The sequence below is a fragment of the Roseovarius marisflavi genome, assembly GCF_900142625.1.
GTDB lineage: Bacteria > Pseudomonadota > Alphaproteobacteria > Rhodobacterales > Rhodobacteraceae > Roseovarius > Roseovarius marisflavi.
The window spans coordinates 31375-57766 of the sequence record NZ_FRBN01000016.1; the positions used below are offsets into that span (position 1 = coordinate 31375).

At 62.4% G+C, this 26392-nt stretch carries 26 protein-coding genes; 16 read left to right on the plus strand and 10 right to left on the minus strand.

The genetic code is table 11. The features are described 5' to 3' along the window. Positions 1 to 12: 12 nt before the first annotated feature. From gor to BUB78_RS13720, 5 genes are all read left to right on the plus strand, one after another. Positions 13 to 1368, plus strand: a complete 1356-nt coding sequence (gene gor / locus BUB78_RS13700) for a glutathione-disulfide reductase (protein ID WP_073198856.1) — start codon at positions 13 to 15, stop codon at positions 1366 to 1368. Positions 1369 to 1435: 67 nt separating this feature from the next. Beyond that, positions 1436 to 2602 (plus strand): FtsH protease activity modulator HflK, encoded by a 1167-nt coding sequence (hflK, locus tag BUB78_RS13705; protein ID WP_073198858.1) that lies wholly within the window; start codon positions 1436 to 1438, stop codon positions 2600 to 2602. Positions 2603 to 2606: 4 nt separating this feature from the next. Beyond that, on the plus strand, positions 2607 to 3485 hold the full coding sequence (gene hflC, locus BUB78_RS13710; RefSeq protein WP_073198861.1) for a protease modulator HflC: 879 nt from the start codon (positions 2607 to 2609) through the stop codon (positions 3483 to 3485). After that, positions 3482 to 3679 (plus strand): DUF2065 domain-containing protein, encoded by a 198-nt coding sequence (locus BUB78_RS13715; RefSeq protein ID WP_073198863.1) that lies wholly within the window; start codon positions 3482 to 3484, stop codon positions 3677 to 3679. Before hflC ends, BUB78_RS13715 begins: the two co-directional genes overlap by 4 nt. Before the next feature lie 211 nt (positions 3680 to 3890). Continuing rightward, positions 3891 to 5294 (plus strand): DegQ family serine endoprotease, encoded by a 1404-nt coding sequence (locus BUB78_RS13720; protein WP_084732878.1) that lies wholly within the window; start codon positions 3891 to 3893, stop codon positions 5292 to 5294. 85 nt (positions 5295 to 5379) lie between these two features. Here BUB78_RS13720 and BUB78_RS13725 read toward each other — a convergent pair whose 3' ends face one another. The 4 genes from BUB78_RS13725 to rbfA form a co-directional block, all read right to left on the minus strand. Continuing rightward, the gene (locus tag BUB78_RS13725; RefSeq protein ID WP_073198867.1) at positions 5380 to 5949 is read right to left on the minus strand and encodes a DUF1643 domain-containing protein; all 570 of its coding nucleotides are present in this window, start codon (positions 5947 to 5949) and stop codon (positions 5380 to 5382) included. Next, positions 5946 to 6851 carry a tRNA pseudouridine(55) synthase TruB gene (gene truB / locus BUB78_RS13730; RefSeq protein ID WP_073198869.1) on the minus strand — a complete coding sequence of 302 codons (906 nt, stop codon included), beginning with the start codon at positions 6849 to 6851 and terminating at the stop codon, positions 5946 to 5948. The genes BUB78_RS13725 and truB overlap by 4 nt, the downstream gene beginning before the upstream one ends. A gap of 62 nt (positions 6852 to 6913) precedes the next feature. Continuing rightward, positions 6914 to 7669 (minus strand): phosphodiester glycosidase family protein, encoded by a 756-nt coding sequence (locus BUB78_RS13735; RefSeq protein WP_073198871.1) that lies wholly within the window; start codon positions 7667 to 7669, stop codon positions 6914 to 6916. After that, positions 7656 to 8051 (minus strand): 30S ribosome-binding factor RbfA, encoded by a 396-nt coding sequence (gene rbfA / locus BUB78_RS13740; protein ID WP_073198873.1) that lies wholly within the window; start codon positions 8049 to 8051, stop codon positions 7656 to 7658. Before rbfA ends, BUB78_RS13735 begins: the two co-directional genes overlap by 14 nt. A gap of 197 nt (positions 8052 to 8248) precedes the next feature. Between rbfA and dapB the strand changes: the two genes are divergently transcribed. Continuing rightward, a complete protein-coding gene (gene dapB, locus BUB78_RS13745; RefSeq protein ID WP_073198875.1) occupies positions 8249 to 9067 on the plus strand; it encodes a 4-hydroxy-tetrahydrodipicolinate reductase in 819 nt (272 codons plus the stop codon). A 62-nt stretch (positions 9068 to 9129) separates the two neighbouring features. Next, positions 9130 to 9483, plus strand: coding sequence for a dihydrodipicolinate reductase (locus tag BUB78_RS13750; protein WP_073198877.1), 354 nt, complete (start codon positions 9130 to 9132; stop codon positions 9481 to 9483). Between the two features lie 80 nt (positions 9484 to 9563). On the opposite strand, the gene BUB78_RS13755 is transcribed toward BUB78_RS13750, so the two are convergent. After that, positions 9564 to 9740, minus strand: a complete 177-nt coding sequence (locus BUB78_RS13755) for a DUF1674 domain-containing protein (protein ID WP_073198879.1) — start codon at positions 9738 to 9740, stop codon at positions 9564 to 9566. Between the two features lie 67 nt (positions 9741 to 9807). Here BUB78_RS13755 and BUB78_RS13760 point away from each other — a divergent pair, with 67 nt between their 5' ends. From BUB78_RS13760 to BUB78_RS13790, 7 genes are all read left to right on the plus strand, one after another. After that, the gene (locus tag BUB78_RS13760) at positions 9808 to 11076 is read left to right on the plus strand and encodes an RsmB/NOP family class I SAM-dependent RNA methyltransferase (RefSeq protein WP_073198880.1); all 1269 of its coding nucleotides are present in this window, start codon (positions 9808 to 9810) and stop codon (positions 11074 to 11076) included. Between the two features lie 102 nt (positions 11077 to 11178). Then, a complete protein-coding gene (locus BUB78_RS13765) occupies positions 11179 to 12921 on the plus strand; it encodes a heparinase II/III family protein (protein WP_073198882.1) in 1743 nt (580 codons plus the stop codon). A gap of 33 nt (positions 12922 to 12954) precedes the next feature. Continuing rightward, positions 12955 to 14544: a bifunctional phosphoribosylaminoimidazolecarboxamide formyltransferase/IMP cyclohydrolase gene (gene purH / locus BUB78_RS13770; protein WP_073198884.1), complete on the plus strand. Its 1590-nt coding sequence runs from the start codon at positions 12955 to 12957 to the stop codon at positions 14542 to 14544. Between the two features lie 10 nt (positions 14545 to 14554). Next, positions 14555 to 15025, plus strand: coding sequence for a signal peptidase II (gene lspA / locus BUB78_RS13775; RefSeq protein WP_073198886.1), 471 nt, complete (start codon positions 14555 to 14557; stop codon positions 15023 to 15025). A 51-nt stretch (positions 15026 to 15076) separates the two neighbouring features. After that, entirely contained in the window at positions 15077 to 15604 is a 528-nt protein-coding gene (locus BUB78_RS13780) for a DUF3035 domain-containing protein (RefSeq protein WP_073198888.1), read from the plus strand. A 96-nt stretch (positions 15605 to 15700) separates the two neighbouring features. Continuing rightward, on the plus strand, positions 15701 to 17032 hold the full coding sequence (locus BUB78_RS13785; RefSeq protein WP_073198890.1) for a M16 family metallopeptidase: 1332 nt from the start codon (positions 15701 to 15703) through the stop codon (positions 17030 to 17032). Further along, on the plus strand, positions 17029 to 18342 hold the full coding sequence (locus BUB78_RS13790) for a M16 family metallopeptidase (RefSeq protein WP_139279350.1): 1314 nt from the start codon (positions 17029 to 17031) through the stop codon (positions 18340 to 18342). The genes BUB78_RS13785 and BUB78_RS13790 overlap by 4 nt, the downstream gene beginning before the upstream one ends. A gap of 143 nt (positions 18343 to 18485) precedes the next feature. Here the strand turns inward: BUB78_RS13790 and BUB78_RS13795 are convergent, their stop codons facing one another. Next, entirely contained in the window at positions 18486 to 20027 is a 1542-nt protein-coding gene (locus tag BUB78_RS13795; RefSeq protein ID WP_073198962.1) for an alanine/glycine:cation symporter family protein, read from the minus strand. A 27-nt stretch (positions 20028 to 20054) separates the two neighbouring features. Next, a complete protein-coding gene (locus tag BUB78_RS13800) occupies positions 20055 to 20489 on the minus strand; it encodes a universal stress protein (protein WP_073198892.1) in 435 nt (144 codons plus the stop codon). Between the two features lie 284 nt (positions 20490 to 20773). Here BUB78_RS13800 and BUB78_RS13805 point away from each other — a divergent pair, with 284 nt between their 5' ends. After that, a complete protein-coding gene (locus BUB78_RS13805; RefSeq protein WP_073198894.1) occupies positions 20774 to 21193 on the plus strand; it encodes a protein tyrosine phosphatase family protein in 420 nt (139 codons plus the stop codon). Further along, entirely contained in the window at positions 21190 to 21915 is a 726-nt protein-coding gene (locus tag BUB78_RS13810; RefSeq protein ID WP_073198895.1) for a 2-dehydro-3-deoxygalactonokinase, read from the plus strand. The genes BUB78_RS13805 and BUB78_RS13810 overlap by 4 nt, the downstream gene beginning before the upstream one ends. An 81-nt stretch (positions 21916 to 21996) precedes the next feature. Here the strand turns inward: BUB78_RS13810 and BUB78_RS13815 are convergent, their stop codons facing one another. From BUB78_RS13815 to BUB78_RS13825, 3 genes are all read right to left on the minus strand, one after another. Beyond that, complete coding sequence (locus BUB78_RS13815; RefSeq protein ID WP_073198904.1) at positions 21997 to 23343, minus strand: lytic murein transglycosylase; 1347 nt, start codon at positions 23341 to 23343, stop codon at positions 21997 to 21999. Between the two features lie 108 nt (positions 23344 to 23451). Then, entirely contained in the window at positions 23452 to 25719 is a 2268-nt protein-coding gene (gene rnr / locus BUB78_RS13820; RefSeq protein ID WP_073198906.1) for a ribonuclease R, read from the minus strand. A gap of 9 nt (positions 25720 to 25728) precedes the next feature. Then, complete coding sequence (locus tag BUB78_RS13825; RefSeq protein ID WP_084732877.1) at positions 25729 to 26391, minus strand: TIGR04282 family arsenosugar biosynthesis glycosyltransferase; 663 nt, start codon at positions 26389 to 26391, stop codon at positions 25729 to 25731. Position 26392: the final 1 nt, after the last annotated feature.

Consider the following 26392-nt stretch of genomic DNA (forward strand, 5'->3'; position numbering starts at 1 on the left):
TCCGGGGGCGGCATGACATTCGACTATGATCTTTTCGTGATCGGCGGCGGCTCGGGCGGGGTTCGCGCGGCGCGCGTGGCCGCACAGGGCGGCGCAAAAGTGGCCCTGGCCGAAGAAGACCGCTATGGCGGCACCTGCGTGATCCGCGGTTGCGTGCCCAAAAAGCTGATGGTGTTTGCCTCGGAATATCCCGCAGCGATTGCCGATGCGCAGGCCTATGGCTGGACCGTGCACGCCGGGGGCTTTGACTGGTCGGTGTTTCAAGGCAAGTTGCATGCCGAGTTGGACCGGCTTGAAAATGTCTATCACGGCATTCTCAAGACCAACGGCGTCGAGAGTTTCGATGCGCGTGCGCGCCTCGTCGATCCGCATACGGTCGAACTCTCGGATGGCAGCCGCAAAAGCGCCAAGCACATCCTGATCGCCACCGGCGGGCGCCCGGTAAAGCTCGACCTTCCGGGGGCAGAGCACGCCATCACAAGCAACGATATTTTCCATCTTGAGAGCCTGCCGAAATCCATTCTGATCATCGGCGGCGGCTATATCGCCTGTGAATTCGCCTGTATTCTCAACGGATTGGGCGTAAAGGTGACGCAATTTTACCGCGGTGCACAAATCTTGCGGGGCTTTGATGAAGAGGCGCGCGGGCTTGTGTCCGAGGAGATGATCCAGTCGGGTGTGAACCTGCACCTCGGCACCAATATCGTCGATATGGTCGAGGAGGAGGGCGGCTATCGCGTGACCTCGACCAACGGGAGCGAAGAGGTGTTCGAGCAGGTCATGTTCGCCACAGGGCGCGCGCCAAACACCGAGGATCTCGGCCTTGAGGCGGCGGGCGTGAAAACCGGGCGCAAGGGCGAAATCCTGGTCGATGAGTATAGCCAGACCGGCGTGCCGTCGATCTATGCGATTGGCGATGTGACCGACCGGGTCAACCTGACGCCGGTCGCGATCCGCGAGGGCATGGCCTTTGTCGAGACCGTGTTCAACGGCAATCCTACGCCGGTCGATCATGACCTGATCCCGACCGCGATTTTCACCCAGCCCGAGATGGGCACCGTCGGCCTTTCCGAAGAGACCGCGCGCGAGCAGGAACCGATCGAGGTCTATGCGACCTCGTTCCGCCCGATGCAGACCGCCTTTGCCGAGCGCCCCGACCGGGTGTTGATGAAACTCATCGTCAGCCAGAAAACCCGCAAGGTTCTGGGCTGTCATATTGTCGCGCCGGGCGCAGGTGAAATGATCCAGCTGGCCGGCATCGCGGTCAAGATGGGTGCCACCAAAGAAGATTTCGATCGCACCGTTGCGGTGCATCCGACCATGTCGGAAGAGCTTGTCACAATGAAAACACCGGTCCGAACGGGTTGATTTTTCGCCTTTACTGCACAGGTAGATAACAACGTCGTCTAAGACGGAACAAAAAGGGAAGAGATGCATGGCTGGAAATTCTGGCGGCCCATGGGGCGGCGGCGGAAACTCGGGCGGGAACGGCGGCAATGATGACCGCAACCGCAACAGTGGTGGCGGGCGGCGCCCGCCAGAAGGCGGACCGCAATTGCCCGAGATTGACGACCTTGTCCGCAAAGGCCAGGATCAGCTGCGCGTTTTGATGGGCGGGCGCGGTGGCGGCGGCACCGGGGGTGGCTCTGGTGGCGGCGATGGCGGCCCGCAATTGGGCAAGGGCACGATTGGCCTTGCGGTGCTTGGCGCGGTGGCGCTCTGGGTGTTTGCCAGCGTTTACACCGTGAAGCCCGAAGAACAGTCGGTCGAGCTTTTCCTTGGGGAATATTACAAGACCGGCAATCCCGGTCTTAACTTTGCCCCCTGGCCATTTGTCAGTGCCGAAGTGATCAATGTCACCTCGGAACGCACCGAAGAGATCGGTCGCGGACAAGGCGCACGCAATGACGGTCTTATGCTGACCACGGATGCCAATATTGTCGATATCGATTTCCAGGTGGTCTGGAACATTTCTGACCCCTCCAAGTTGCTGTTCAACATCCGCGACCCACAACAAACCGTTCAGGCGGTGTCTGAATCGGTGATGCGTGAAATCATCGCCGCCTCGAATCTGGCGCCGATCCTCAACCGTGATCGTGGTGTCATCGCCGATACGGCGATGGAGAACATCCAGGCCACGATGGACGAGTATGATAGCGGTATCCGGGTCGTCCGGGTCAACCTTGAAAAGGCCGACCCGCCCCGCGACGTGATCGACAGCTTCCGTGAAGTGCAGGCCGCTGAACAGGAACGTGATCGCCTGCAGCGTCAGGCCGATGCCTATGCCAACCGCGTTCTCGCCGAAGCCCGCGGTGAAGCGGCGCAGACACTGGAGCAATCCGAGGGCTATCGCGCCCGCGTTGTCAACGAGGCCTCTGGTGACGCCAGCCGCTTTACCTCGGTTCTGACCGAATACAGCAAGGCTCCCGAGGTAACGCGCAAGCGGCTTTATCTTGAGACCATGGAACGTGTTCTTGGCGGCATCGACAAGACCATTCTCGACAGTTCGATCGTCGGCAGCGACGGCGGCAACAATGTGGTGCCGTATCTGCCGCTGAATGAACTGCGTCGCAATACCTCGACCACCGGACAGGGGAACTGAGATCATGAGTAAAACGAAATTCCTTATTCCGATCCTGGCCATTGCGGGCTTTCTTGGTCTGTCATCGGTCTTTGTGGTGGACGAGCGCGAAAAGGCGCTGGTGCTTCAATTCGGCCAGATCCGGTCGGTGAAAGAAGAGCCGGGCCTGTCGTTCAAAATCCCGTTCATCCAGGAGGTCGTGCGCTATGACGACCGCATCCTGTCGCTGGATACCGACACCATCGAGGTGACGCCGTCGGATGATCGCCGCCTTGTGGTCGATGCCTTTGCACGGTTCCGCATCGCCGATGTGGTACAGTTCCGTCAGGCGGTTGGCGTTGGCGGTCTGCGGGTTGCCGAGGACCGGCTGTCGTCGATCCTGAACGCGCAAATCCGCGAGGTTCTGGGTGCTGATCAGGTCACATCTGACACGATCCTGTCCGAGGACCGTCGCGGCCTCATGCGTCGTATTCAGGCCGCTGCACAGCGCAGTGCCGCAGGTCTTGGCCTTGACGTGATCGACGTACGCCTTAAGCAAACCAACCTGCCAGAGCAGAACCTTGAGGCCACCTTTGCCCGGATGCGCGCAGAGCGCGAGCGCGAAGCCACCGACGAGATCGCCCGCGGTAACGAGGCCGCACAGCGCGTGCGCGCCCTCGCCGACAGAACCGTGACCGAGACCCTCTCGGATGCGGAACGTCAGGCCCAGGTGATCCGAGGCGAGGCCGATGCAGAGCGCAACGCGATCTTTGCCGAGGCCTTTGGCGCCGATCCCGAGTTCTTTGCCTTCTACCGCTCGCTCGAAGCCTATGAGAAATCGCTGAAAGGCGACAATTCCTCGATGGTCATGACCCCGGATAGCGAATTTTTCGACTATCTGCGGTCGGGCTCAGCGCCGGAATGATCGAGACCGCGCTTCTGGCCATCGGCCTGGTGCTTATTGTCGAGGGGCTGGTGTACGCACTGGCCCCTTCGCTTATTGACCAGCTGTTGATTGCGCTCTCTGCCCTGCCCCCGGATGCCCGCCGCCTTTTGGGCCTGACTGCCATCGTGATCGGGGTGCTGTTTGTTTGGGCCGCCAAGACGCTTGGCGCTTGAATTATCCCGCGCAAAGCGGTTCACATAAGTGTGACATGATGTTGCACCCTTTGCGATCCGCGCAGGCGTACCTACATCTACATTCAAGGCAGGTGCCGAGCGCGCCATACCGATTCAAAAAACCAAAGGAGATATTGGTGTGAACGTCCAGACCATTTCCGCAACCCGACAACAGGCCGGACCGTTGCGCAGCCTCTGGCTGATCACGCTGATGGTGGCCATGCTTTTGGCACAGGCCATCGCAGCGCAGGCGCGCCCCGACAGCTTTGCCGATCTTGCCGAAAAGATCAGCCCCGCCGTGGTGAACATCACTACCTCAACCACGGTTGCACAGGGCGCTGGCCCCGGTCCGATCGTCCCCGAAGGGTCGCCCTTCGAGGATTTCTTTCGCCAGTTCCGCGAGCGTCAGGGTGACGGCGAACAACGCCCCCGCCGCTCTTCGGCGCTTGGCTCGGGGTTTGTGATCTCCGAGGACGGCTATGTCGTGACCAACAACCACGTCATCGAAAGCGCTGATGAGATCATCATCGAGTTTTTCTCGGGCGAAGAACTTCCGGCAAAGGTGATTGGCACCGACCCGAAGACCGATATTGCCCTGCTTAAAGTGCAGACCGACAAATCGCTTCCCTTCGTCAGCTTTGGCGACAGCGATACCGCGCGCGTCGGCGAATGGGTTCTGGCCATGGGCAACCCGCTTGGTCAGGGTTTTTCGCTCTCGGCCGGGATTGTCTCGGCCCGCAACCGTGCCCTTTCGGGCACCTATGACGACTATATCCAGACCGATGCCGCCATCAACCGCGGCAACTCCGGCGGGCCGCTGTTCAATCTCGACGGCGAAGTTGTCGGCGTCAACACCGCGATCCTGAGCCCCACCGGCGGCTCGATCGGGATCGGCTTTTCGATGGCCTCGAATGTCGTCAAGCGCGTGGTCGATCAGTTGCAGGAGTTCGGTGAAACCCGTCGCGGCTGGCTTGGGGTGCGCATTCAGGACGTGACCCCGGATGTGGCCGAGGCCATCGGGCTTGAGAAAGCCGCCGGGGCGCTTGTCACCGACGTGCCCGAAGGCCCTGCCGCCGAAGGTGGTATGCTGGCGGGTGATGTGATCATGTCGTTTGACGGCAAAGAGGTTGCCGATACGCGCGGGCTCGTGCGTCAGGTTGGAAACACGCAGGTCGGCAAGACCGTCCGTGTGATGGTTTACCGTGAAGGCAAGACCCAGACCCTCAAGATCACCCTTGGTCGGCGCGAAGAAGCCGAAGGCGCGATCCCCGTGGTCCAGCCGGGCCCGGATGAAAGCGCAGCACCGGTCGAGAAATCCATGCTCGGCCTCACCTTCAGCCCGCTGAACGACGAGTTGCGCGCCACGCTGGACCTTGACGGCAAGGCCACCGGACTGGTGGTGACCGATGTTGATGAGATGTCTGAAGCTTATGAAAAAGGTATGCGAGCGGGAGATCTTATCACCGAAGCAGGCCAGCAAAAGCTGACCTCGATCAGCGATCTTGATGAGCGTATCGCCGAGGCAAAAGACGCAGGGCGAAAGTCGCTTCTGCTGCTTGTGCGCCGCGCCGGCGAGCCACGTTTTGTGGCACTTCCGCTGGAAGAGAGCAAGTAAGCCTCCAGGCCTTGAACAGGATAATAAAAGGGGCGCTCAGGTTGAGCGCCCCTTTTTCGTGTCACCCGCATTTTCTGAGCCTGCCTCACAGCCCGGGATAGTCCATCAGCGGTGTGTCTTTACGCAGGTAAAGCGGATGTTTGGCCGATCCATCCTTGTTCAGCCCCAGACATTTCAGCGGTCGCCCCGAGTCTGCAATCGCGCTTAGCGCTGCCCTCACCACCGGCTGATAGCGCGCATGCAACTTGCCATAGGCCAGCACGACAAACTCGGCCTCTTGCGCCATATCGACCAGCGCCGGAATGTTGAGCGCGCTACAGGCCTCGGCAGGATCACGCGGGATATCCTTGGGCGAGGTCGCCCGCCAATCCAGCACATTTCCCTTGAGATAGCGCGTAAATTTCCAATCGCGCGCAAAGCCAAGCTCGCGATGACAGGTCGGGTCAGAGACCTCGGCGCTTGCAACCGACGGGTTCATGCCCACAAACAGCACCGTGCGCGGCGCGCTGCCCTCGGGCGTCCAGTCGCGCGACAGCATTTGGCGATAGCGCCCGCACTCCGAATAAGCCGCCCCGCCAATCACCCCGTCCGGCAGACGCAGGCGCACCTTGCCGCCCGGATCGTGCAGGTGCTCGGGGGCTGCCCCGACGCTCACAGGTTGAAGACCCGGCTAGGGTGCAATTCCCCGGCTTTATAGCGCCCAACCGCCACCGCATGCCCGTCAAAAGCGGCCCAGCATTCATCGCCATATTCAATGCCCTGTGCGATCACCATGCCGGGATTGCCGTTGCGCAGCCGCGCCGCACCTTCTGCTGTGGCACTCACCATCGGCAGATCGGCCAGGCCTTCTTCCAGCGGGCGAATACAGGCATCAAGGTCGGGGCTATGGGCCATCTCGTTGATCTGCTCGATGCTCAACCCATCCCTGGCCTCGAACGGCCCTGACCACACCCGCCGCAACCAGGCCACATGACCGAAACACCCCAAAGCCTCGCCCAGGTCCCGTGCGATGCTGCGGACATAACCGCCTTTGCCACAGATCATTTCAAGCAGCACGTGATCGGCGTCGGGGCGGCCTGTCATGACAAGCTCCTCAACCCATAAGGGCCGCGCCTCGACCTCAAAGTCTTCGCCATCGCGCGCCAGCTTATAGGCGCGCTGACCGTCGATCTTGACGGCGGAATACTTCGGCGGCACCTGCATGATATCGCCGACAAAGGCGCCCAGGGCCGCCTTGATCGCCGTGTCATCCGGGCGCAGGTCACTTTGTGCGATCACCTCGCCTTCGGTATCGTCGGTGTTGGTGGCCTGCCCAAGACGCACGCAAAACTCATAGGCCTTCAGCGCGTCGGTGATATAGGGCACGGTCTTGGTGGCCTCGCCAAGGGCCACGGCCAAAACGCCGGTCGCCTCGGGGTCAAGGGTACCCGCATGCCCGGCCTTCTTCGCCTGAAGCGCCCATTTCACCTTGTTCACGACACTGGTCGAGGTCATGCCTGCGGGCTTGTCCACCACCAACCAGCCTGAAATGTCGCGTCCTTTGCGTTTGCGTGCCATGCCCGGCCCTTTTTTATGCGTCCAAGGCGCTAGCCCCTAGTAGACCCGCGCGCGCGCGTCAATCATTGCGCCGCGCGCGGGGCCGCAACCCCGACCATCGGCCCGAGCGGAAAGCCAAGATCGAACCGCTCCAGCCCCGGCGCATAGAGCCGCGAGACCTTGCCATCGAAATAAAGCGCCTGCGACAGCTTGAGGTGATCGCGAAAGAACAGCCCAAAGGTGTAAAAATTGACCGGGCTGTCGGAAATCACGAACCATGCCCTGCGCCCATCCGCCGAGGTGCCCACGCCGTTGCGGATATAGCGGCTGTCGCTGTCCTTCAAAAAGCGTGGATGAAGCGCGCCGTTAATCACCAGCATCGGCCCCGATTGGCTTGCGTCGCGACAGGCGGGGGCCTCGCGCTCAAACCGCAGGCTCTCGATGACGTCGGCACGCCCCTCCCGGATGCAAAACACACCGTTGGGCAGCAAGCCGAAATTGCCCGGCCCTTCTCGCGTGACCAGAGGCGTGATCCCCTTCGAATCCTCGACATACAACCCGACCGGGCGACGATCCGCGTGATACATGCCCGCATTCATGCCAAAGACGAGCGCGCGGTTCTCGGCGTCCAACAGCCTGTCGACATTTGCAAAACTGCCAAGCGGCTTGCCAGTCTCGGCATCATTCAGAAACAGCCGAAGATCGTCCTCGGCCAGATCAACCACGCAAACGGTATAGGCCCGCCCGGCATAACGTTCGGCCCCGCATGTCGCCGCGAATCCCGTCTGGCCAATCACCAGCAAGGCCAGCGCCGCAAGACAGGATTTAATCCCCGACATCCCGGCGTACTTTTTCTTGCGCAAACAGACGACGTGTCTCATCCATCTGATCAAAGGTTTCATCCAGACGGAACCGCAGGTCTGGCGCGTATTTCAACTCAAGCCGCTTACCGATCAGACGGCGCAACTCACCCTTGTTGCGCGCCAGAATCGCGATCAGGTCCTTCTGGCCCTCACCGCCCAAAGGCATCACATAAGCGGTCGCGATCTTGAGATCGGAAGACATACGCACCTCTCCCACCGTGACCGAAATCCGGTTCAGGTCGGGATCATGAACGTCACCGCGTGCAAGCACCTCGGACAAAGTCCGCCGAATAAGCTCGCCCACGCGAAGCTGCCGTTGCGACGGGCCGGACCCGTCATGAGACTTGTTCTTTGCCATGCCCCGCACTTAATCCCTCGGGCAGCGTTTTCCAAGCATAGAAATCCAATCTCGGCGCTCTTTCATCTTTCCGGCAAATACTCCGGGGGTTTGGGGGCAGGCCCCCAATCGGGCACTTGGGCAACCGCACGGCGCCGCCACTTGCTGTGCCCCCCACCCCACGCTAAGAACAATCCCACGTGAAAAGGAGAGCTGACATGACCGACCTGCCGGGTATCGTGATCACCGGGGCCTCGGGCCGGATGGGCCAGATGCTGATCAACACCGTGCTGAACAGCAGCAACGCCCGGCTTGTCGGCGCGCTCGAGCGGCCCGGTCATGACTGGATCGGTCGCGATCTTGGCGCGGCCATGGGTGGTGCCGAGATCGGTCTGAACGTCAGCGACGACCCGCTTGAAATGATCGCCCGCGCCCATGCGGTGATTGATTTCACGGCCCCCGCCGCGACCGTTGAGTTCGCCACGCTTTGCGCCCAGGCGCGCTGTGTCCATGTGATCGGCACAACCGGGTTAAGCGAGGCCGACCTCAAGCACCTCAACGCCGCCGCGCGTCATGCGGTGGTGGTGCGGGCCGGCAACATGAGCCTCGGGGTCAACCTTTTGACGCAGCTCACAAAACGGGTGGCCGCCGCCCTGGACGAGGATTTCGACATCGAGATCGTCGAGGCCCACCACAACCAAAAGGTCGATGCCCCCTCGGGCACGGCCCTCATGCTTGGCGAGGCCGCCGCCGAGGGGCGCGGCGTGGCGCTTGATAATGTGTCTGACCGGGGCCGCGATGGGATCACCGGCAAGCGCGAGCGTGGTCATATCGGATTTTCGGCCATTCGCGGCGGCGACATCGTGGGCGAACATGACGTCATCTTTGCCGCCACCGGCGAGCGGATCGTGCTGCGCCATATCGCCACCGACCGCGCCGTGTTTGCCCGCGGCGCGCTCAAGGCCGCGCTTTGGGGACAGGGGCGCAGGCCCGGCGAATATGACATGCTTGATGTGCTTGGCCTGAGCGAAAACTGATCCAAAGGGGTCGGAGGGCCGTAACCCTGAGCATACGTTCACTCATGACAGGGAACCGTCCGATGCGTGCCATTCTTGCCCTTATCCTAAGCTTTTTCATCAGCACCCCGGCGATGGCCGAAGGGTTTGATCCGGTTACCCGGCGCGACAGCTTTGTGTCCCTCATTCAGGGGCGCGATCTGACCCGCTTTGGCATTACCCTGACTGTCCGGCCAGACGGCCAGATTACCGGCCGCGCCTTTGGCCGCGACGTGACCGGCGCCTGGCGCTGGAAAAAGGGGTATTTCTGCCGCGATCTTTACTGGGGCGCGCGCGATCTCGGGCCGAATTGTCAGGCGGTCAAGGTCCAGGGGAACACCCTGCGCTTTATCTCGGATCAGGGCAGCGGCCAGTTTGCCGATCTTTATCTGCGCTAACAGGCCACGCCAAAGGCTCGTCAGGCCTTGCGAGGCCGCCTGCAAGGGCCGATTAGCCCGCCCGCGACACCCGATTGCGATCAGAAATCGACCGCGATTCCCTTTTTCTCCCAATCGCCATAACGCACCGGCTCGGGGCCTTTACGCCCGCCAAGCTCTTTGGGCAACTGCATCTTTTCGGCCTGCTTGCGGCGCTCTTCGGCCTCGGCGAGGGCGCGTTGCGCGGCAGGTGGCAGGTCTTGCGTGTCTTCGGTCATGCTCGGGCTTCCTTTGTCGTCTTGCCCTTGATATACGCCGCGCCTAGCCCGCCGCCAAGGACATGCAATGAAAAATCCCCCCTCTTCTGCCCGCCGAAGCGCGGTTTACCTGCTGGATCAGGTTCTGGGCGAGGGCCGCCTGATGTCGGATCTTATCGCGGGCGGCGTTCTGGATCATCTCGCGCCGCCCGATCGCGCCCGCGCACAGCGTCTGGCCAGCGACACGCTGCGCGGGCTCGATCGCGCCGACCGCCTGTTGGGCCGTCATTTGCGCAAGGCCCCGCCGCTGGCGGTTCACAACATCCTGCGCCTTGCCACGGTCGAGCTGGCGCAAGGCGGCGAGCCGCATGGCGTGGTGAACGAGGCCGTCGCCATCATCTCCAACCACCCGCGCTATGGCCGCCACAAGGGTCTGGTCAACGCGGTGCTGCGCAAAACCGCCGAAGAGGCGCCGCGCTCGTGGAATGACCTGCGCCTGCCGCGCCTGCCGAAATGGCTGCGCGATCCGCTGGTCGAGGCCTGGGGCGGGGCCGCTGTCGGACAGATGGAAAAGGCGCATTTCGCCGGGGCGCCGCTTGACCTGACGCTCAAATCCGATGCCGAAGACTGCGTCAAAGACCTCAACGGCACGCTCCTGCCGACCGGCACCCTGCGCCTTGGCGATCAGGGCCAGGTCTCGGCCCTGCCCGGCTTTGCCGAAGGGGCGTGGTGGGTGCAGGATGCCGCCGCCGCCCTGCCCGTCAAGGTGCTTGCGCCACAGCCGGGTGAGCGGGTGCTTGATCTTTGCGCCGCTCCGGGGGGCAAAACCCTGCAAATGGCGGCGGCGGGCGCCGATGTCACGGCCCTTGATCTGTCGGAAAAGCGGATGGCGAGGGTGCATGAAAACCTCACCCGCACCGGTCTTTCGGCCAAATGCGTCGTGGGCGATGCGCTTGAGTTCGAGGGCGGGCCCTATGACGCCATCCTGCTGGATGCGCCCTGTTCGGCCACCGGCACGATCCGGCGTCACCCGGACCTGCCCCATGCCAAGGACGGCTCGGAATTTGGCGCGCTGATCGAATTGCAGGCGGCGATGATCGACCATGCGCTGACCCTGCTCAAACCCGGCGGGCGGCTGGTGTTTTGTACCTGTTCGCTGTTGCCCGATGAGGGCGAATGCCAGGTCGACGAGGCGCTTGCGCGCCATCCCGGCCTTGTGACCGACCGCGACGCCCTTTCGCGGCCCGGCATTGATCCGGCCTGGATCACGCCCGAGGGCGGATTGCGGCTGCGGCCTGATTACTGGCCTGATCTGGGCAGCATGGACGGGTTTTATATCGCCTGCCTGCGCCGATAAACGCCACAAGGACCGCGCGCTGCAATCAGGCGGTGACTTGCGCGCGCGCCCGGTCTATATTGCCCGCATCAACGCCGCAAAGAGCGTCCAGAGGCACGGCATATGTCGAAACCCGAGAACCTGTCGGCGCGCTGGACGCGCCTTTTGAACCGTGTCGCGGCACGGCGTGCGGCGCTGAGCCGCCCGGCAACGGCTTTCCTGTCACAACCCGAACCCCGCACCATCGGCAGCTTTGCCCGAGGCCGCCAGCTTTGCGCCGGTAATTTCGTCTTTGCCGGTCGGCTTGTCCCTGCCCCCGAGACATCGATCTGGGATCTTGAGGCCGATGATCCGGCCTTTGCCGACGAGCAGCACGGCTTTGGCTGGCTTGACGATCTGGCGGCGGTCGGCGACGCCGCCGCGCGGACGCGGGCGCAGGACTGGCTCTGGGATTGGATCACGCGCTATGGCAATGGGCGCGGTCCCGGCTGGACGCCGGACCTGACCGGGCGGCGGCTTATCCGCTGGATCAACCACGCGCTCTTTATGCTGAGCGGATCGCCCAATGATGCCTCGGTGCCGTTTCTGCGCTCGCTGGCGCAGCAAACCACCTTTCTGGCGCGGCGCTGGCAGAGTGCAAGCCCCGGCCTGCCCCGGTTCGAGGCGCTGACCGGATTGATTTACGCAGGCCTTTCGCTTGAGGGGATGCAGGCGCATGTCGCCCCGGCGATGGCGGCACTGGCGCGCGAATGCGACAGCCAGATTGATGAGATGGGCGGCTTGCCGACACGCAACCCCGAAGACCTGCTCGAGGTGTTCACCCTGCTGACCTGGGCCGCCGTTGCACTCAGCGAATCGGGTCAAAGCGCCGGCGAGGCCCATTGGCGCGCGATTGAACGGATTGCCCCCACCCTGCGCACGCTGCGCCACGCCGATGGCGGGCTGGCGCGGTTTCATGGTGGCGGGCGCGGGCTTGAGGGGCGGCTTGACAGCGCGCTTGCCACCAGTGGCGTCAAGGGGCGGCACGCCGACGGGCTTGCCATGGGATTTGCGCGGCTCAGCGCCGGGCGCACCAGTGTGATCATCGACGCAAGCCCGCCGCCCACAGGGGCCGCCTCGGCCGGGGCGCATGCATCGACACTGGCGTTCGAGCTGACTTCGGGGCGCAGGCCCCTGATCGTGAATTGCGGCTCGGGGCAGAGCTTTGGCCCCGAATGGCGGCGCGCCGGGCGCGCCACGCCGTCGCATTCCACCCTTGTGCTTGCGGCCGGGTCAAGCGCGCGGCTCAGCAATGATCCACGCCATAGCGACTGGCTTATCGAGGCGCCGCGCAAGGTGCCGGTTGAACTCTCGAAGGCCCCGGACGGGGTGCGGTTCGAGGGCGCGCATGACGGCTATCTGCGCAGTCATGGCCTTACCCATGTGCGGCGGCTTGAGCTTACCACCGACGGGCGCGGTCTTGCCGGTGAGGACATGCTTTTGGCGGTCGCGACCAGCGACCGGCGCCGGTTTGATCAGGCTATGGATCAGGTCCGCCTGCATGGCATCGATTTTGATATCCGCTTTCATTTGCACCCGGATGTCGACGCCTCGGTCGATATGGGGGGCGCGGCGGTCTCGCTTGCGTTGCGCAGCGGAGAAATATGGATCTTCCGCAATGACGGACGGGCCGCTTTGTCCTTGCAACCCAGTGTGTATCTTGAAAAAACGCGCCTCAAACCGCGTGCGACCAAACAGATCGTTCTCTCTGGCCGCGCGATGGAGTATGCGACCCCTATTAGATGGTCACTGGCCAAGGCGCAGGACACCCCGATTGGTATCCGCGATCTGACAGAAGATGCGCTTGAGCCCGCGACTGACGACTAACGTAGCAAAAGCCAAACGCAGGACTGCCCTATCATGACCGATCTCGCGCCCGTCACCCGCGCCCTTCTTTCTGTTTCCGACAAGACCGGACTGGTCGATCTTGGACGTGCCCTTGCGGCGCGCGGGATCGAACTCTTGTCCACTGGCGGAAGCGCCAAGACCCTGCGCGAGGCGGGCCTCGCGGTGCGCGATGTGGCCGAGGTGACCGGCTTTCCCGAGATGATGGATGGCCGGGTCAAGACCCTGCACCCGATGGTGCATGGCGGCCTGTTGGCGCTGCGCGACAATGACAATCACACCGCGGCGATGCAGGAGCACGGCATTAGCGCAATTGATCTGCTGGTGGTGAACCTCTATCCGTTCGAGGAAACCGTCGCCAGGGGCGCTGATTACGAGACCTGCATCGAGAACATCGACATTGGCGGGCCCGCGATGATCCGCGCGGCGGCCAAGAACCACGGTTTTGTCAACGTCGTGGTTGATGTCGAGGATTACGCGCCGCTTCTGGCAGAACTTGAGGCCCATGACGGGCAGACCTCCTATGGCTTCCGCCAGCGTCTGGCGCTGACCGCCTATGCGCGCACCGGGGCCTATGACGCCGCCGTGTCGACCTGGATGGCCGATGCCCTGGCCGAGGCCGCGCCGCGCCGTCGCGCCGTGGCCGGAAAGCTGGCGCAGACCCTGCGCTATGGCGAGAACCCGCATCAGGCAGCGGCATTCTATACCGATGGCAGCCTGCGCCCCGGTGTTGCCACCGCGACCCAGATCCAGGGCAAGGAACTGAGCTATAACAACATCAACGACACCGATGCGGCGTTCGAGCTGGTCAGTGAATTCGCCCCCGAAGCGGGCCCGGCCTGTGCGATCATCAAACATGCCAATCCCTGCGGCGTGGCGCGCGGCGAGACCCTGACGCAGGCCTATGGCCGCGCGTTTGATTGTGACCGCACCTCGGCCTTTGGCGGGATTATCGCCCTCAACCAGCCGCTTGACGGGGCCACCGCCGAGGAGATCAGCCAGATTTTCACAGAGGTGGTGATCGCGCCCGGGGCCGATGCCGATGCTATGAGTATTTTTGCCAAGAAGAAGAACCTGCGGCTCTTGATCACCGATGGTCTGGCCGATCCGCGACAGGCGGCACGGACCTGGAGGCAGGTCTCGGGCGGGTATCTTGTGCAGGACAAGGACAACGGGCATATCACGGCGGATGACCTTAAGGTCGTCACCAAGCGCGCGCCGAGCGATCAGGAAATGGCGGATATGCTGTTTGCCTGGAAAGTCGCCAAGCACGTGAAATCCAATGCCATCGTTTACGTCAAGGATGGCGCCACCGTCGGCGTGGGCGCCGGCCAGATGAGCCGCGTTGACAGTTGCCGCATTGCCGCGCGCAAGGCGCAGGACATGGCCGAGGCGCTTGGCCTGCCCGCGCCGCTGACCAAGGGCAGTGTCGTGGCTTCGGATGCGTTCTTTCCCTTTGCCGATGGCCTTTTGACCGCCGCAGAGGCCGGGGCGACCGCCGTGATCCATCCCGGTGGCTCGATGCGCGATGACGAGGTGATTGCCGCGGCCGACGAAGCGGGTCTTGCCATGGTGTTGACCGGCATGCGCCATTTCCGTCACTAGGGGCCCCGCCATGCGCATCGTCTTTTGGACCGGGTTTTGGGTTTTCCTGCTTGATCAGGCCAGCAAGTACCTTGTTGTCCATAGCCTGAACCTGCGCCAGCTGGGTGCGATTGACGTGTGGCCGCCGTTCTTCAACCTGCGCATGGCGTGGAATTACGGGATCAATTTCGGCCTGATGGCGGGGGATAACCCGCTGACGCGATGGGTTTTGATCGCGGTGGCCCTGGTGATTTCGGGGGCGGTCTTGTGGTGGGTCCATACCGACCCGGCAGGCCGCTTGCAGAAAATCGCCGCCGGTCTTCTGGTCGGCGGGGCGGTTGGCAATGTGATTGACCGGCTGATCTATGGCGCGGTGGCGGATTTCATCAACGTGTCGTGCTGTGGCATCGACAATCCGTTTGCCTTCAATATCGCCGATATCGCGGTTTTCATCGGCGCTTTTGGCATGGTACTGTTGCCTTCAGGGAAAAACCCCTCGTGACCTTGGCGCAGCTATGCGATAAGGCTGATCGAAAGTTGCAGGAGAGTGGCGATGGCGATGCCGCATAAAACAGTTTTGGCGCTTCTTGTGGCAACCGTGCTTGCGGGCTGCGGCGGTCGCGATGATGTGACGTTGACCCGTATTCGCCATACCGGCAACGGGCCGGACGAATTTTCGATCATGCCGGGCAAGCCCTTGCAGGCACCCGAAGATTACGCCAGCCTGCCAAGCCCCACCCCGGGTGGCGCCAACCGCACCGATCAGAACCCGCTGGCCGATGGCGTTGCAGCCCTTGGTGGCAACCCCGCCGCACTGACGGCCGGTGCGCCGAGCGCCCGGGATGGTGCCCTGGTCAATCACGCCACTCGCTATGGGGCCACGGCAAATATCCGCCAGACCCTCTCCGAAGAAGACAGTGAGATACGCCGCCGCCATGGCCGCGTGAACATCCTGCGCCTTGGGCCGAAGGATGATTATACCAACGCCTATAAGCGCCAGTGGCTTGATGCCTACGCCGAAGAGCGCCGCCTGCGCCGCAATGGCACGGTTACCCCGTCAAGCCCGCCGCCCCCGAAATAAACTCCCCGGGGCGCTGACGATCCCGTCAGGATGCTTGAAACATCACAGCTAAAGCGTATCTATTGTCAGACGCCCAGCATGGACCGGAGACACTATATGCGTAGCCTTTTTGCCAGTTTTCTACTTGCAATCGCCCCCCTTGCGCCCGCCTTGGCCGAGGATCAGGTGACGAGTTTTGCCCTTGAAAACGGACTGGAGGTGGTGGTGATCGAAGATCATCGCGCGCCGGTCGTCACGCAGATGGTCTGGTATCGCGCCGGATCAGCGGATGAACCGCCGGGCGCCTCGGGCGTGGCGCATTTTCTGGAGCATCTGTTGTTCAAAGGCACCGAGACGATGGAGCCGGGCGAGTTTTCGGCCACCGTGGCGCGCAATGGCGGCTCTGACAACGCCTTTACCAGCTATGATTACACCGCCTATTATCAGCGCATCGCGGCCGATCGCCTTGAATTGATGATGCGGATGGAAAGCGACCGGATGGTCAATCTGCAACTGGGAGAAGGCGACATCGCCACCGAGCGTGACGTGATCATCGAGGAACGCAATCAACGGGTGGAAAACAATCCCTCGGCCCTGTTTCGCGAGCAAAAGAATGCGGTGCAGTATCTCAACCACCGCTACGGCGTGCCGATCATTGGCTGGCAGCATGAAATGCATGATCTGGGGCTTGAGGATACGCTTGCCTATTATCGCACCTTTTACGCGCCCAATAATGCCATTCTGGTGGTAGCAGGCGATGTTACCCCCGAGGATGTGCGCCAGCTCGCCGAGACCTATTATGGCCCGATCCCGGCCAATCCCGACCTGCCCGAGCGGGTGCGCCCCCAAGAACCGCGCCAGATGGCCGAACGGCGCATGACCTTTCGCGACGACCGGGTGGCACAACCCTATGTGAGCCGCTCTTATATTGCGCCGGAACGCGACAGCGGCGCACAGGAAGAGGCGGCCGCGCTTACCCTTCTGGCCGAAATCCTTGGCGGCGGAAGCACCTCCGTGCTGACCCAGAAACTTCAGTTTGACAGCCGTATCGCGGTTCAGACCGGGGTATATTATTCGGGGCTTTCGCTGGATGACACCACCTTTAGCCTTGTGGTCGTGCCCGCGGCGGGTGTGACCCTTGACCAGGCCGAGGCGGCGATGGATGACGTTTTGACCACCTTCCTTGAAACCGGCATCGATGCCGATCAGCTTGAGCGGATCAAGATGCAGGTGCGCGCCTCGGAAATCTATGCGCGCGACGATGCCGGCGGGCTTGCCAATCGCTATGGCCGCGCCCTGGCCCAGGGGTTGAACATCGCCGATGTTCAGGCCTGGCCCGAGATTCTGCAAAATACCACAGAGGACGATATCATGGCCGCTGCTCGCAAGGTCTTTGATCGCAACACATCCGTCACCGGATGGCTTATGGCACCGGAGGTGACGCAATGATCCGCCTTGTTCTTGGCTTTGTGATGCTTCTCGCCGCCCTGCCCGCACGGGCCGGGGTCGAAGTGCAGGAGCTGACAACCCCCGGCGGGCTCGAGGCCTGGCTGGTCGAGGATCATTCGATTCCCTTCGTGGCGCTTGAGCTTCGCTTTCGCGGGGGCGGATCACTGGATGCGCCGGGCAAACGCGGCGCGACGAACCTTATGGTCGGGCTGCTTGAAGAAGGCGCCGGAAATCTGGATGCGCAGGGCTTCGCCCGCGCGACCGAATCTCTTGCCGCCAATTTCAGCTATGGCGTGAGCGATGACACCATCAGCATCTCGGCCCGTTTTCTGACCGAGAACCGCGACGAGGCGATGGCACTTTTGCGCGCGAGCCTGCTTGAGACCCGCTTTGACCCCGATGCGATTGAACGGGTGCGCGCGCAGATCACCTCGATCATTCAATCAAGCCAGAAAAACCCGCGCGATCTTGTGGGGATGTCGTTTGACGCATTGGTGTACGGCGATCACCCCTATGCAACCTCGCTTAACGGCACGCTTGAAAGTGTCGCGGCGCTGACCCGCGAGGATATCCTTGCCGCACAGCGCGCGGCCATGGCCCGCGACCGGCTTTATATCAGCGCGGTGGGCGATATCACCGGCGATGAGCTGTCGGCGCTGCTTGACGACCTGCTGGGCGATCTGCCCGCCACTGGCGCGCCGCTCGCGGGCGAGGCCACGCTTAACCTGCCCGGTGGGGTCAAGGTTGTCGACTTTGACACGCCGCAATCCATCGCCGCCTTTGCCCAGCCGGGCATTGATCGCGAGCATCCCGATTTCTTTGCTGCCTATCTGCTGAATCACATCCTTGGGGGCGGGTCGTTTGAAAGTCGGCTGATGAACGAGGTGCGCGAAAAACGCGGGCTGACCTATGGGGTTTATTCCTACCTGTTGGACAAGGACGGTGCCGCGCTCTGGATGGGGTCTGTGGCCTCGGCCAATGACCGCGTCGCCGAGGCCATGTCGGTCATTCGCGATGAATGGGCCAAGATCCGCGAAGAGGGCGTCACCGAGGCCGAGTTGCAGGATGCCAAGACCTATCTGACGGGGGCCTATCCGCTTCGGTTCGAGGGCAACGGCCCGATTGCCGATATCGCCGTGGGGATGCAGATGGAAGGCCTGCCGACCGATTACATCACCACCCGCAACGACAAGGTGAACGCCGTCACGCTTGCGGATGTGAACCGCGTCGCGCGCGATCTTCTGGATCCGGCCAAGCTTACATTCGTGGTGGTGGGCAAGCCCGAGGGCATTGAGAGCACGATCAATTGATGCGGGGGCGGATGTCGGAGCGCGTGGGTTTCACCCACCCTACGAGGCCCCTCTGAGCCCCGCCTTGCGATTCACATAAAAAGGGCCGGTGCATCACGCACCGGCCCTTTCCTATTGCTCAAATCCAAAGGTCGACCCAATGGTTACTCGAACTTCTTGATCTCACCCGATTTCAAACGGCTGACATAGCTGTTCAGCTCGCGCTTGACGATCGGCATCAGGGCATACAGCCCGATGATATTGACCACCGCCATCGCAAAGATCGCCGCATCCGAGAAGTCGATCACCGGCCCAAGATTGGCCGCCGCACCGATCACCACGAAGACGCAGAAGATCACCTTGAACACCAGCTCTGTCGTCTCACCTTCGCCGAACAGATAGGTCCAGGCCTTGAGGCCATAATAGGACCAGCTGATCATGGTCGAGAAGGCAAACAGAACCACCGCAATCGCCAGAACGAAGGGGAACCAGCTGATTGCGCTGCCAAAGGCCGCCGAGGTCAGGCCAACACCCGAGGTGCCGCCAACGGTCTGAATCGCCGTACCTGCCTCATTCAGCAGGTAATTGCCATCCGGGCCCGCCACCAGCTGACCGGTGATGATGATCACAAGCGCCGTCATGGTACAGATCACAACGGTGTCGATGAACGGCTCAAGAAGCGACACATAGCCCTCGGTGATCGGCTCTTTGGTACGAACCGCAGAGTGCGCAATTGCCGCCGAACCAACGCCGGCCTCGTTCGAGAAGGCCGCCCGCTTGAACCCCTGGATCAGCGCGCCAACCATACCGCCGGCAACGCCAAGCCCGGTAAAGGCGCCGGCAAAGATCTGGCCAAAGGCCCAACCAATTTGATCCGCATTCATCAGGATGATGATCAAAGCGGTACCAACGTAAAGGATGCCCATGAACGGCACGACCTTTTCGGTGACCCGCGCGATGGACTTGAGGCCACCGACGATCACGGCAAAGACCACAACGGCAAAGATGATGCCGGTGATCCACCCCGGATACGCGCCCACGATGCCCGAAATCTGCTGATGCGCCTGGTTGGCCTGGAACATGTTGCCCCCACCAAGTGCGCCCAGAATACAGAAGATCGAGAACAGGACCGCAAGTACCTTGCCCCCCGGAAGACCGCGCTCGGCAAAGCCCTTGGTCAGGTAATACATCGGACCACCCGACACCCGGCCATCGGGATATTCATTGCGGTATTTCACGCCAAGCGTACATTCGGTGAATTTTGACGCCATGCCCATCAGACCCGCAAGGATCATCCAGAACGTCGCCCCCGGCCCGCCGATGCTTACGGCAACCGCCACACCGGCGATGTTGCCAAGACCCACCGTGCCCGAAAGCGCGGTCGCAAGCGCCTGAAAGTGGCTGACCTCGCCGGCATCATCGGGATCGGAGTAATCGCCTTTCACAAGAGCGATCGAATGCCCGATGGCGCGAAACTGGACAAAGCCAAAGTAGAGCGTGAACACCGTCGCGCCAACCACAAGCCAGGCCACGATCCACGGAAAGGAGGTGCCCGGAAAGTTCGAGAAGATAAGATTCACAAACCAGCCCGTCGAGCTGGCGAAGATCTGATTGACCTTTTCGTCAACCGATTGCGCATAAGCCGGCGCGCTGGCCATCAATAGCCCGGCTGCGGCGATTGCCGCATGGAAATTCTTTCGATGCATATGATTCATCCCTGTCCGAATTTTTATTTATGGAACAATGGTGCATGGCACCGGCGCCGACTGAACAAGCGCCCCGGCAACCGACCCGAACACCCGCGCGCCAAGATTGGAATGGCCGCTGCGCCCGATCACGATCTGGATCGCACCGCAATCCTTTGCGATCTTCGCCAGAAGTTCCGGGATATTACCGTATTTGATCACGGTCTCGACCGTCACACCCTTGTCGCGCAGGTCTTTTACGACGGTCGTCATGATCGCTGTTTCCGCACGGTGAAGCTCTTCTTCGCGGCGCTTATGACGCTCTTCAAGCTCGTTTGGCGTCAGAAACGAATATGGCGACCATTCCAGCACGTGAGCCAGAACAATCGTCCCGCCCTGCGCTTGCGAGCGGTCCACCGCAAACTCAAGCGCGCGCTGCGACGACTCGCTGCCGTCGTAGCCGACGACGAATTTTCCAGACATGTTGGGTTCTCCCTCTTCCTTGAAAAACGGGCCCTCTTGGCGGGACCCGATATGTTACTCTACCAGAGGTTCCTTTTTTATTTTTCCCGAAATCTTGATATTCTCGACCCAATCGCCCCAAAATTCCCCGTAATTCGGTGATAAATGCAAAAATCTTCGCATCTCACAGACCACACCCCAGGCATCTCACCCGCAGCCGCCTACGGCACAGCGCGCGCTCGGCCCATTGAACTTGGTGGCATTTACGCGCATATGCTGGGCAAAACAGCGGCAAGGAGGGCCCGATGGACCTGCGCAAGATCACCGATGATTTCTCTGTCTCCCCGCAAATCGAATGCGAGGATGTGGCCGCGATCGCCGCGGCCGGGTTTCGCTCGATCCTGTGCAACCGGCCCGATGGCGAGGAATTCGGCCAATGCGCCTATGATGCGGTGGCCGAAGTGGCACAGGCGGCGGGCCTTGCCGTGCGCTCGGTGCCGATTGTCTCCGGCATGCTGTCAGAGGCCGATCTTGCGGCGTTTCGCGCGGCTCTTGATGAGCTGCCCAAACCGATCCTCGCCTATTGCCGAAGCGGCACGCGCTGCACCATGCTCTGGAGCATGACGAGTTTTGACGATCTGGGCGCGGATGAGATCGTCAAGGCAACCTCGGCGGCGGGCTATGACATGTCCGGCCTCATGCGCCAGATGCAACAGACCCGATGACCGATTGGGCCGTTATCGGCCATGACGGCCAGCGCCACCGGGCCTTTGCCCTGTCCGGCCCCAGGGTGACGCATCAAAGCTCCGGCGCGGATGAGGCGGCGGCCCTTGCCGGGTTTGGCGCCACACAGCGGCTCTACCGAATTGGCGAGGGGCGGCCCGACACCCTGCCCTGCCCGCTTTTGCCCGGCCACGGCCCCGGCCTTGCCGGGCTGACGCAGGATCACCCTGCGGATGTGATCGACGGCTGGGTGCGGCTTATCCTGCTGGGCTTTGCCGCGCGTCACCCAAATTGGGATGGGGTCGTTTGCGTTCTCTGCGACACCCTAAGCCATTGGGTCCACCTGAGCGCAGATGAGGCCGTGAGCTGTCAAAGCTTTCTGACCCCGACGCTGGCCTCGGCCCTTGGCGCCACGATGCCACCCGACAGCGCCGCGATTTCCGATAGTCTAAGCCGCCCTGAACGTCTGGCCGCCCATCTGCGCAGCGCGCAGGTCACCGGCACTCCGGGCGCCCTGAGCGGGCACCTTCTCGGTGCCGAGCTTGCCGCCGCGCGGCCCTATTGGCTCGGTCAGAGCGTGGCCCTCATCGCCCCTGACGGGGGTGCCTTGGGGTATGGCGACGCGCTCGCGGCACAGGGCGTGCCACTAGCCCGGCATGACCCCGAAAGCCTCTTGCCCGACGCCCTTGCGGCCCTCGCACAGGTCTTGGGCTTTAGCGACTAACCGCTTTCATCTTTCCAAAAATACTCAACTCAGCCCTGACCTCAACCTCTGGCCCCGGCGGGTGGCTCGGCCCTGCCCGCCTCAGGACCGCTTCAACAGCGCCAAAAGCTCTTGCGACGGAAAGCCATCCGGCGTCGCCCCGACCGTTTCCTGAAAGCTGCGGATCGCCTCAACCGTATTGGGGCCGATGATCCCGTCGATCTTTTCGATGCCAAAGCCCTTGCGCTGCAGGCGCCGCTGCATTTCCATTCTCTGATCAAACGACAGCGGCTTGTACCCGCGCGGCCAGCTGGCCTGAATTTCCGGCCCGCCTTTCAGACGATCCGACAGATGCCCGACCCCGATCACATAGGCATCGGCCTTGTTATAGCGCTCGATCACCGCGAAATTATTGAAGATCATAAAGGCCGCGCCCTGCGCACCCGCAGGCAAGAGGATCGAGGCCTTGCCATAATTCGGCACCGGCTTGCCATCAAGGCCGACAACCCCCTGCGCCGCCCATTGCGCCGGTGACTTCATATTCCTCCGGCTCGCCGCGGAATGATTGAACCCGCGCGGCAGGCGCACCTCAACCCCCCAGGGCTGGCCCTTGGTCCAGCCGAACCGCTTGAGATAGGCGGCGGTCGAGGCAAGCGCATCGCTTGGGTCATCCGACCAGATATCGCGCTTGCCATCGCCGGTGAAATCAACCGCATAGGCCAGGTAAGAGGTCGGGATAAACTGGGTATGCCCCATTGCCCCGGCCCAGGAGCCCTTCATGTCGGCGGGGCTTACATCCCCGGCCTGCAAGATCTTGAGGGCGGCGATCAGCTGGCTTTCAAAGAATTTCCCGCGCCTCCCGTCAAAGGACAGCGTTGCAAGCGCCTCGATAAGCGGTATGTTCCCGAGCCGCTCGCCGTAGGTGCTTTCAAGGCCCCAGACGGCCGCGACGACCTCTTTTTCAACGCCATATTTCTGTTCGATCCGTGTCAAAGTGCGGCGATGCTTGCGCAGGGCCGCCTGCCCGTTCTTGACCCGCACCGGCGAGGCGGCGCTGTCAAGGTAATCCCAGATTTGACTTTTGAATTCCGACTGGTTGCGGTCTTTCTGAATGACCGAGGTGTTATATTGCACGCCGCGAAAGGCGCGGTCAAAAACGGCTGTGCGAATGCCTTGCTGTGCCGCGCGGCCCCGAAACCCTGAAATCCAGCGGTCAAACGCCTTGTTGGCGCTTGCCGGAATGATCCGCGCCTCGCCAGCGGCAAGGTCGTTGGGCCGCATCTGGGGTCGCAAGGATCGGATCGGCACGTCGATCGACATCACCGCCGCAGCGGCGATCACCCCTGATCCGGGGCGCATTTGCGGTCTTAACGACACCTCGACAGCGCCCGCCAAAGCGGTGCTGACCATCAGGAAAACGCTTGTAAGTCCAACGATCGACGCCTGCATGCCCTAGCCCTTTTTTGAATTCGGCTTTAGTTAATCATAGCGTGATTGTCGCCGAATCAAAAGCAATCTTGCAGGACGCGGGCAAACCGTTGCCATGATTTGGGCAATCTACCGCTGGCCGCGTGCCGTTTTGCGTTTCACCTTGGCCGCCTTGCGTTTGGCGCTGCCCAGTTTGCGATGCCCCGTCTTGCCGCGCGCGCCGCCCCTAGCGCCCCTTGGGCCGCGCGGCACGGTGTTCCCCTCGATGCTGATCAGTTCAAGCGCGATCCCGCCGGTGACCGGCGCCGCCTCGGAAAGTTTGACGGACACCCGCTGACCAAGCCCGATCGTAAGACCGGTGTCAGAGCCCATCAAGGTGCCCGCCTCGCGGTCAAAGTGGAAAAATTCGCGCCCCAGACTGCGCACCGGAATAAGGCCGTCGGCCCCGGTCTCATCAAGCCGCACGAAGACGCCGAACTTGGCCACGCCGCTGATACGGCCAGTGAATTCCTCGCCCAAGCGCTCTGACAAAAAGGCCGCGAGATAGCGGTCATTGGTATCACGCTCGGCCACCATCGAGCGCCGCTCGGTTTCGGAAATATGCTGGCCGGTAGCGTCAAGGCGGGCCTCTTCCTCGTGGCTTAGCCCGTCATCGCCCCAGCCATGCGCCGAGATCAGCGCGCGGTGCACCACAAGGTCGGCATAGCGCCGGATCGGCGAGGTGAAATGCGCATAGGCCTGAAGCGCAAGGCCGAAATGCCCGAAATTCTGCGGCCCGTAATAGGCCTGCGTCATCGAGCGCAGGGTCGACATGTTGATCACCTCGGCATGATCGGTGTCGCGCGCGGCATGCAAAAGCGCGTTGAGATGCGCGGTCTTGAGGACCTGCCCCTTGGCAAGCACAAGCCCCGCCGCCTCGGCCACATCGCGCAGGGATTCAAGCTTTTCGGGCGCGGGTTCTTCGTGGACCCGGAAGAGCAGCGGCGATTTGCGCGAAATCAGCGCCTCGGCGGCGGCCACGTTGGCCAGCACCATGAACTCTTCGATCAGTTTATGCGCCTCGAGCCGCTCGGTGAAATTGACCGACAGAACCTTGCCCTCGTCGCTCAGCACCACCTTGCGTTCGGGCAGCTCAAGATCAAGCGGCTGGCGCCGGTGGCGGGCCTTCTTGAGGGCGTCATGCGCCGCGTAAAGCGGCTTGATCACCTCTTCCATCAGGGGGGCGCATTGATCATCTGGCGCGCCATCCATGGCGGCCTGCACCTGCTGATAGGTCAGCGAGGCGACCGAGCGCATCAGGCCACGCTCAAAGCGGTGGCCGATCTTGTCGCCCTGGGCGTTGATCTGTATGCGCACGGCGATACAGGCGCGCGGCACGCCCTCATGCAGGCTGCACAGATCGCCGGACAAACGATCCGGCAACATCGGCACCACGCGGTCGGGGAAATAGCTTGAATTGCCGCGCTTGCGGGCCTCGGCATCAAGCGCGGTGCCGGGGCGCACGTAATGCGCCACATCGGCAATCGCGACCCAGATCACATGCCCGCCGTCGTTCTTGGGGTCGTCATCGGCATGCGCCCAACACGCGTCATCGTGATCGCGCGCATCGGCCGGGTCGATGGTGATCAGGGGCATGTCACGCATGTCCTTGCGCGCGCCAAGACCGGCAGGCGTCATCGCGTCGGCCTCGGCGATCACCTCGTCGGGGAAATCATCGGGAATGCCGTGCTGGTGAATGGCAATCAGCGACACCGCCTTGGGTGCCGAAGGATCGCCAAGACGCGCCACCACGCGGGCGCGCGGCAGCCCCATGCGCCCGGCAGGCCCGGCCTGCTCGGCCTCGACCAACTCGCCATCCTTGGCACCGCCCGTAGCGTCGTTGGCCACCAGCCACTCCTTGCCATCGCCCTTGTCGATCGGCACGATCCGGGCGGAATCCGAGCCTTGGCGGAAAACCCCCAAGACCTTGTGCGGGTTGGTGCCGATGCGCCGGATCAGGCGGGCCTCGTAATGATGCGCCTCGCCCTTGACCTCTTGCAGACGGGCCAGAATGCGGTCGCCTTCGCCGAGAGCCGGATCACTGGCGCGCGGAATCAAGAGAACAACCGGCTCGACGCCTTTGCCCTGCCATTCCATCGGCTTGGCCAAAAGCTCGCCATCGCCGGTCTGGCCCTGAACCTGAAGCACACTTACCGGCGGCAGACGGTCGGGGTCGCTATAAGTCTTGCGGCGCTTTTCAAGATGGCCCTCGTCGGCAAGCTCCTTGAGGATGCGTTTAAGGTCAATCCGCGCCGCGCCCTTGATGCCAAAAGCCTTGGCAATATCGCGCTTCGAGGTGAGGGTCGGGTTATCCGAAATCCATTGCAGGATTTCTTTTTTATCTGGCAATTGGCTCATGAGGGTGCCCTAGCACGAAGCAAGCCCGCCGTCATCCGGGAAAACCGCTCTTCCGGCCTCTCGGCCGACCTCGCGAGGCGCGAAGGCAAGGGCGCGACGCGCCGCCCCCAGATCCGCGATGGTATCGACATCGCGCAAGCGATCCACAAGCGCCACCCTCGCGCCACCAAGGCTCTGGATGGTGTCGGCAAGGGCGTGCTCGCTTGACCAGCGCACCCCCTGAAACAGCGTTGCGGGCACCTGCACCCGCTTGAGCCCGACAAGCCAATACCCGCCATCAGGCGCCGGGCCAAACACCGCCTCATTACGACCAAGCGCCGTAAAGGCGCGCGCGATATGCGCCGCCCTGATCCCCGGAATATCGCCTCCGATGATACAGACCGGCCCCGGCGGGCGCGAGCGCATGACCCGCCCCATCCGGTCGCCAAGATCGCCCGCGCCCTGCGCCACGCGGGCAAAGCGCGCGGGCCAGACCCGGCTTTGCAGGCCCTGCGCATCGGGGCTGACGGCCAGTGTCACCTGCCAGCGGGGATCGTCGATCTCGCGCAAAAGCCGCGTCACCTGATGGCGAAACCACCAGGCCGCACCGACCATGCCCATATCGCGCCCAAGCCGGGTCTTTACCCGGCCGGGGCGCGGCTCTTTGAGCATGACAATCAGCTGGCCGCGCATG

What these genes read in the sequence shown, in the direction of transcription:
- gor (WP_073198856.1), top strand. Translation starts at nt 13, where the DNA reads ATGACATTCGACTATGATCTTTTCGTGATCGGCGGCGGCTCGGGCGGG.
- hflK (WP_073198858.1), top strand. Translation starts at nt 1,436, where the DNA reads ATGGCTGGAAATTCTGGCGGCCCATGGGGCGGCGGCGGAAACTCGGGC.
- hflC (WP_073198861.1), top strand. Translation starts at nt 2,607, where the DNA reads ATGAGTAAAACGAAATTCCTTATTCCGATCCTGGCCATTGCGGGCTTT.
- BUB78_RS13715 (WP_073198863.1), top strand. Translation starts at nt 3,482, where the DNA reads ATGATCGAGACCGCGCTTCTGGCCATCGGCCTGGTGCTTATTGTCGAG.
- BUB78_RS13720 (WP_084732878.1), top strand. Translation starts at nt 3,891, where the DNA reads ATGGTGGCCATGCTTTTGGCACAGGCCATCGCAGCGCAGGCGCGCCCC.
- truB (WP_073198869.1), bottom strand. Translation starts at nt 6,851, where the DNA reads ATGGCACGCAAACGCAAAGGACGCGACATTTCAGGCTGGTTGGTGGTG.
- BUB78_RS13735 (WP_073198871.1), bottom strand. Translation starts at nt 7,669, where the DNA reads ATGTCGGGGATTAAATCCTGTCTTGCGGCGCTGGCCTTGCTGGTGATT.
- rbfA (WP_073198873.1), bottom strand. Translation starts at nt 8,051, where the DNA reads ATGGCAAAGAACAAGTCTCATGACGGGTCCGGCCCGTCGCAACGGCAG.
- dapB (WP_073198875.1), top strand. Translation starts at nt 8,249, where the DNA reads ATGACCGACCTGCCGGGTATCGTGATCACCGGGGCCTCGGGCCGGATG.
- BUB78_RS13750 (WP_073198877.1), top strand. Translation starts at nt 9,130, where the DNA reads ATGCGTGCCATTCTTGCCCTTATCCTAAGCTTTTTCATCAGCACCCCG.
- BUB78_RS13755 (WP_073198879.1), bottom strand. Translation starts at nt 9,740, where the DNA reads ATGACCGAAGACACGCAAGACCTGCCACCTGCCGCGCAACGCGCCCTC.
- BUB78_RS13760 (WP_073198880.1), top strand. Translation starts at nt 9,808, where the DNA reads ATGAAAAATCCCCCCTCTTCTGCCCGCCGAAGCGCGGTTTACCTGCTG.
- BUB78_RS13765 (WP_073198882.1), top strand. Translation starts at nt 11,179, where the DNA reads ATGTCGAAACCCGAGAACCTGTCGGCGCGCTGGACGCGCCTTTTGAAC.
- purH (WP_073198884.1), top strand. Translation starts at nt 12,955, where the DNA reads ATGACCGATCTCGCGCCCGTCACCCGCGCCCTTCTTTCTGTTTCCGAC.
- lspA (WP_073198886.1), top strand. Translation starts at nt 14,555, where the DNA reads ATGCGCATCGTCTTTTGGACCGGGTTTTGGGTTTTCCTGCTTGATCAG.
- BUB78_RS13780 (WP_073198888.1), top strand. Translation starts at nt 15,077, where the DNA reads ATGGCGATGCCGCATAAAACAGTTTTGGCGCTTCTTGTGGCAACCGTG.
- BUB78_RS13785 (WP_073198890.1), top strand. Translation starts at nt 15,701, where the DNA reads ATGCGTAGCCTTTTTGCCAGTTTTCTACTTGCAATCGCCCCCCTTGCG.
- BUB78_RS13790 (WP_139279350.1), top strand. Translation starts at nt 17,029, where the DNA reads ATGATCCGCCTTGTTCTTGGCTTTGTGATGCTTCTCGCCGCCCTGCCC.
- BUB78_RS13795 (WP_073198962.1), bottom strand. Translation starts at nt 20,027, where the DNA reads ATGCATCGAAAGAATTTCCATGCGGCAATCGCCGCAGCCGGGCTATTG.
- BUB78_RS13800 (WP_073198892.1), bottom strand. Translation starts at nt 20,489, where the DNA reads ATGTCTGGAAAATTCGTCGTCGGCTACGACGGCAGCGAGTCGTCGCAG.
- BUB78_RS13805 (WP_073198894.1), top strand. Translation starts at nt 20,774, where the DNA reads ATGGACCTGCGCAAGATCACCGATGATTTCTCTGTCTCCCCGCAAATC.
- BUB78_RS13810 (WP_073198895.1), top strand. Translation starts at nt 21,190, where the DNA reads ATGACCGATTGGGCCGTTATCGGCCATGACGGCCAGCGCCACCGGGCC.
- BUB78_RS13815 (WP_073198904.1), bottom strand. Translation starts at nt 23,343, where the DNA reads ATGCAGGCGTCGATCGTTGGACTTACAAGCGTTTTCCTGATGGTCAGC.
- rnr (WP_073198906.1), bottom strand. Translation starts at nt 25,719, where the DNA reads ATGAGCCAATTGCCAGATAAAAAAGAAATCCTGCAATGGATTTCGGAT.
- BUB78_RS13825 (WP_084732877.1), bottom strand. Translation starts at nt 26,391, where the DNA reads ATGCGCGGCCAGCTGATTGTCATGCTCAAAGAGCCGCGCCCCGGCCGG.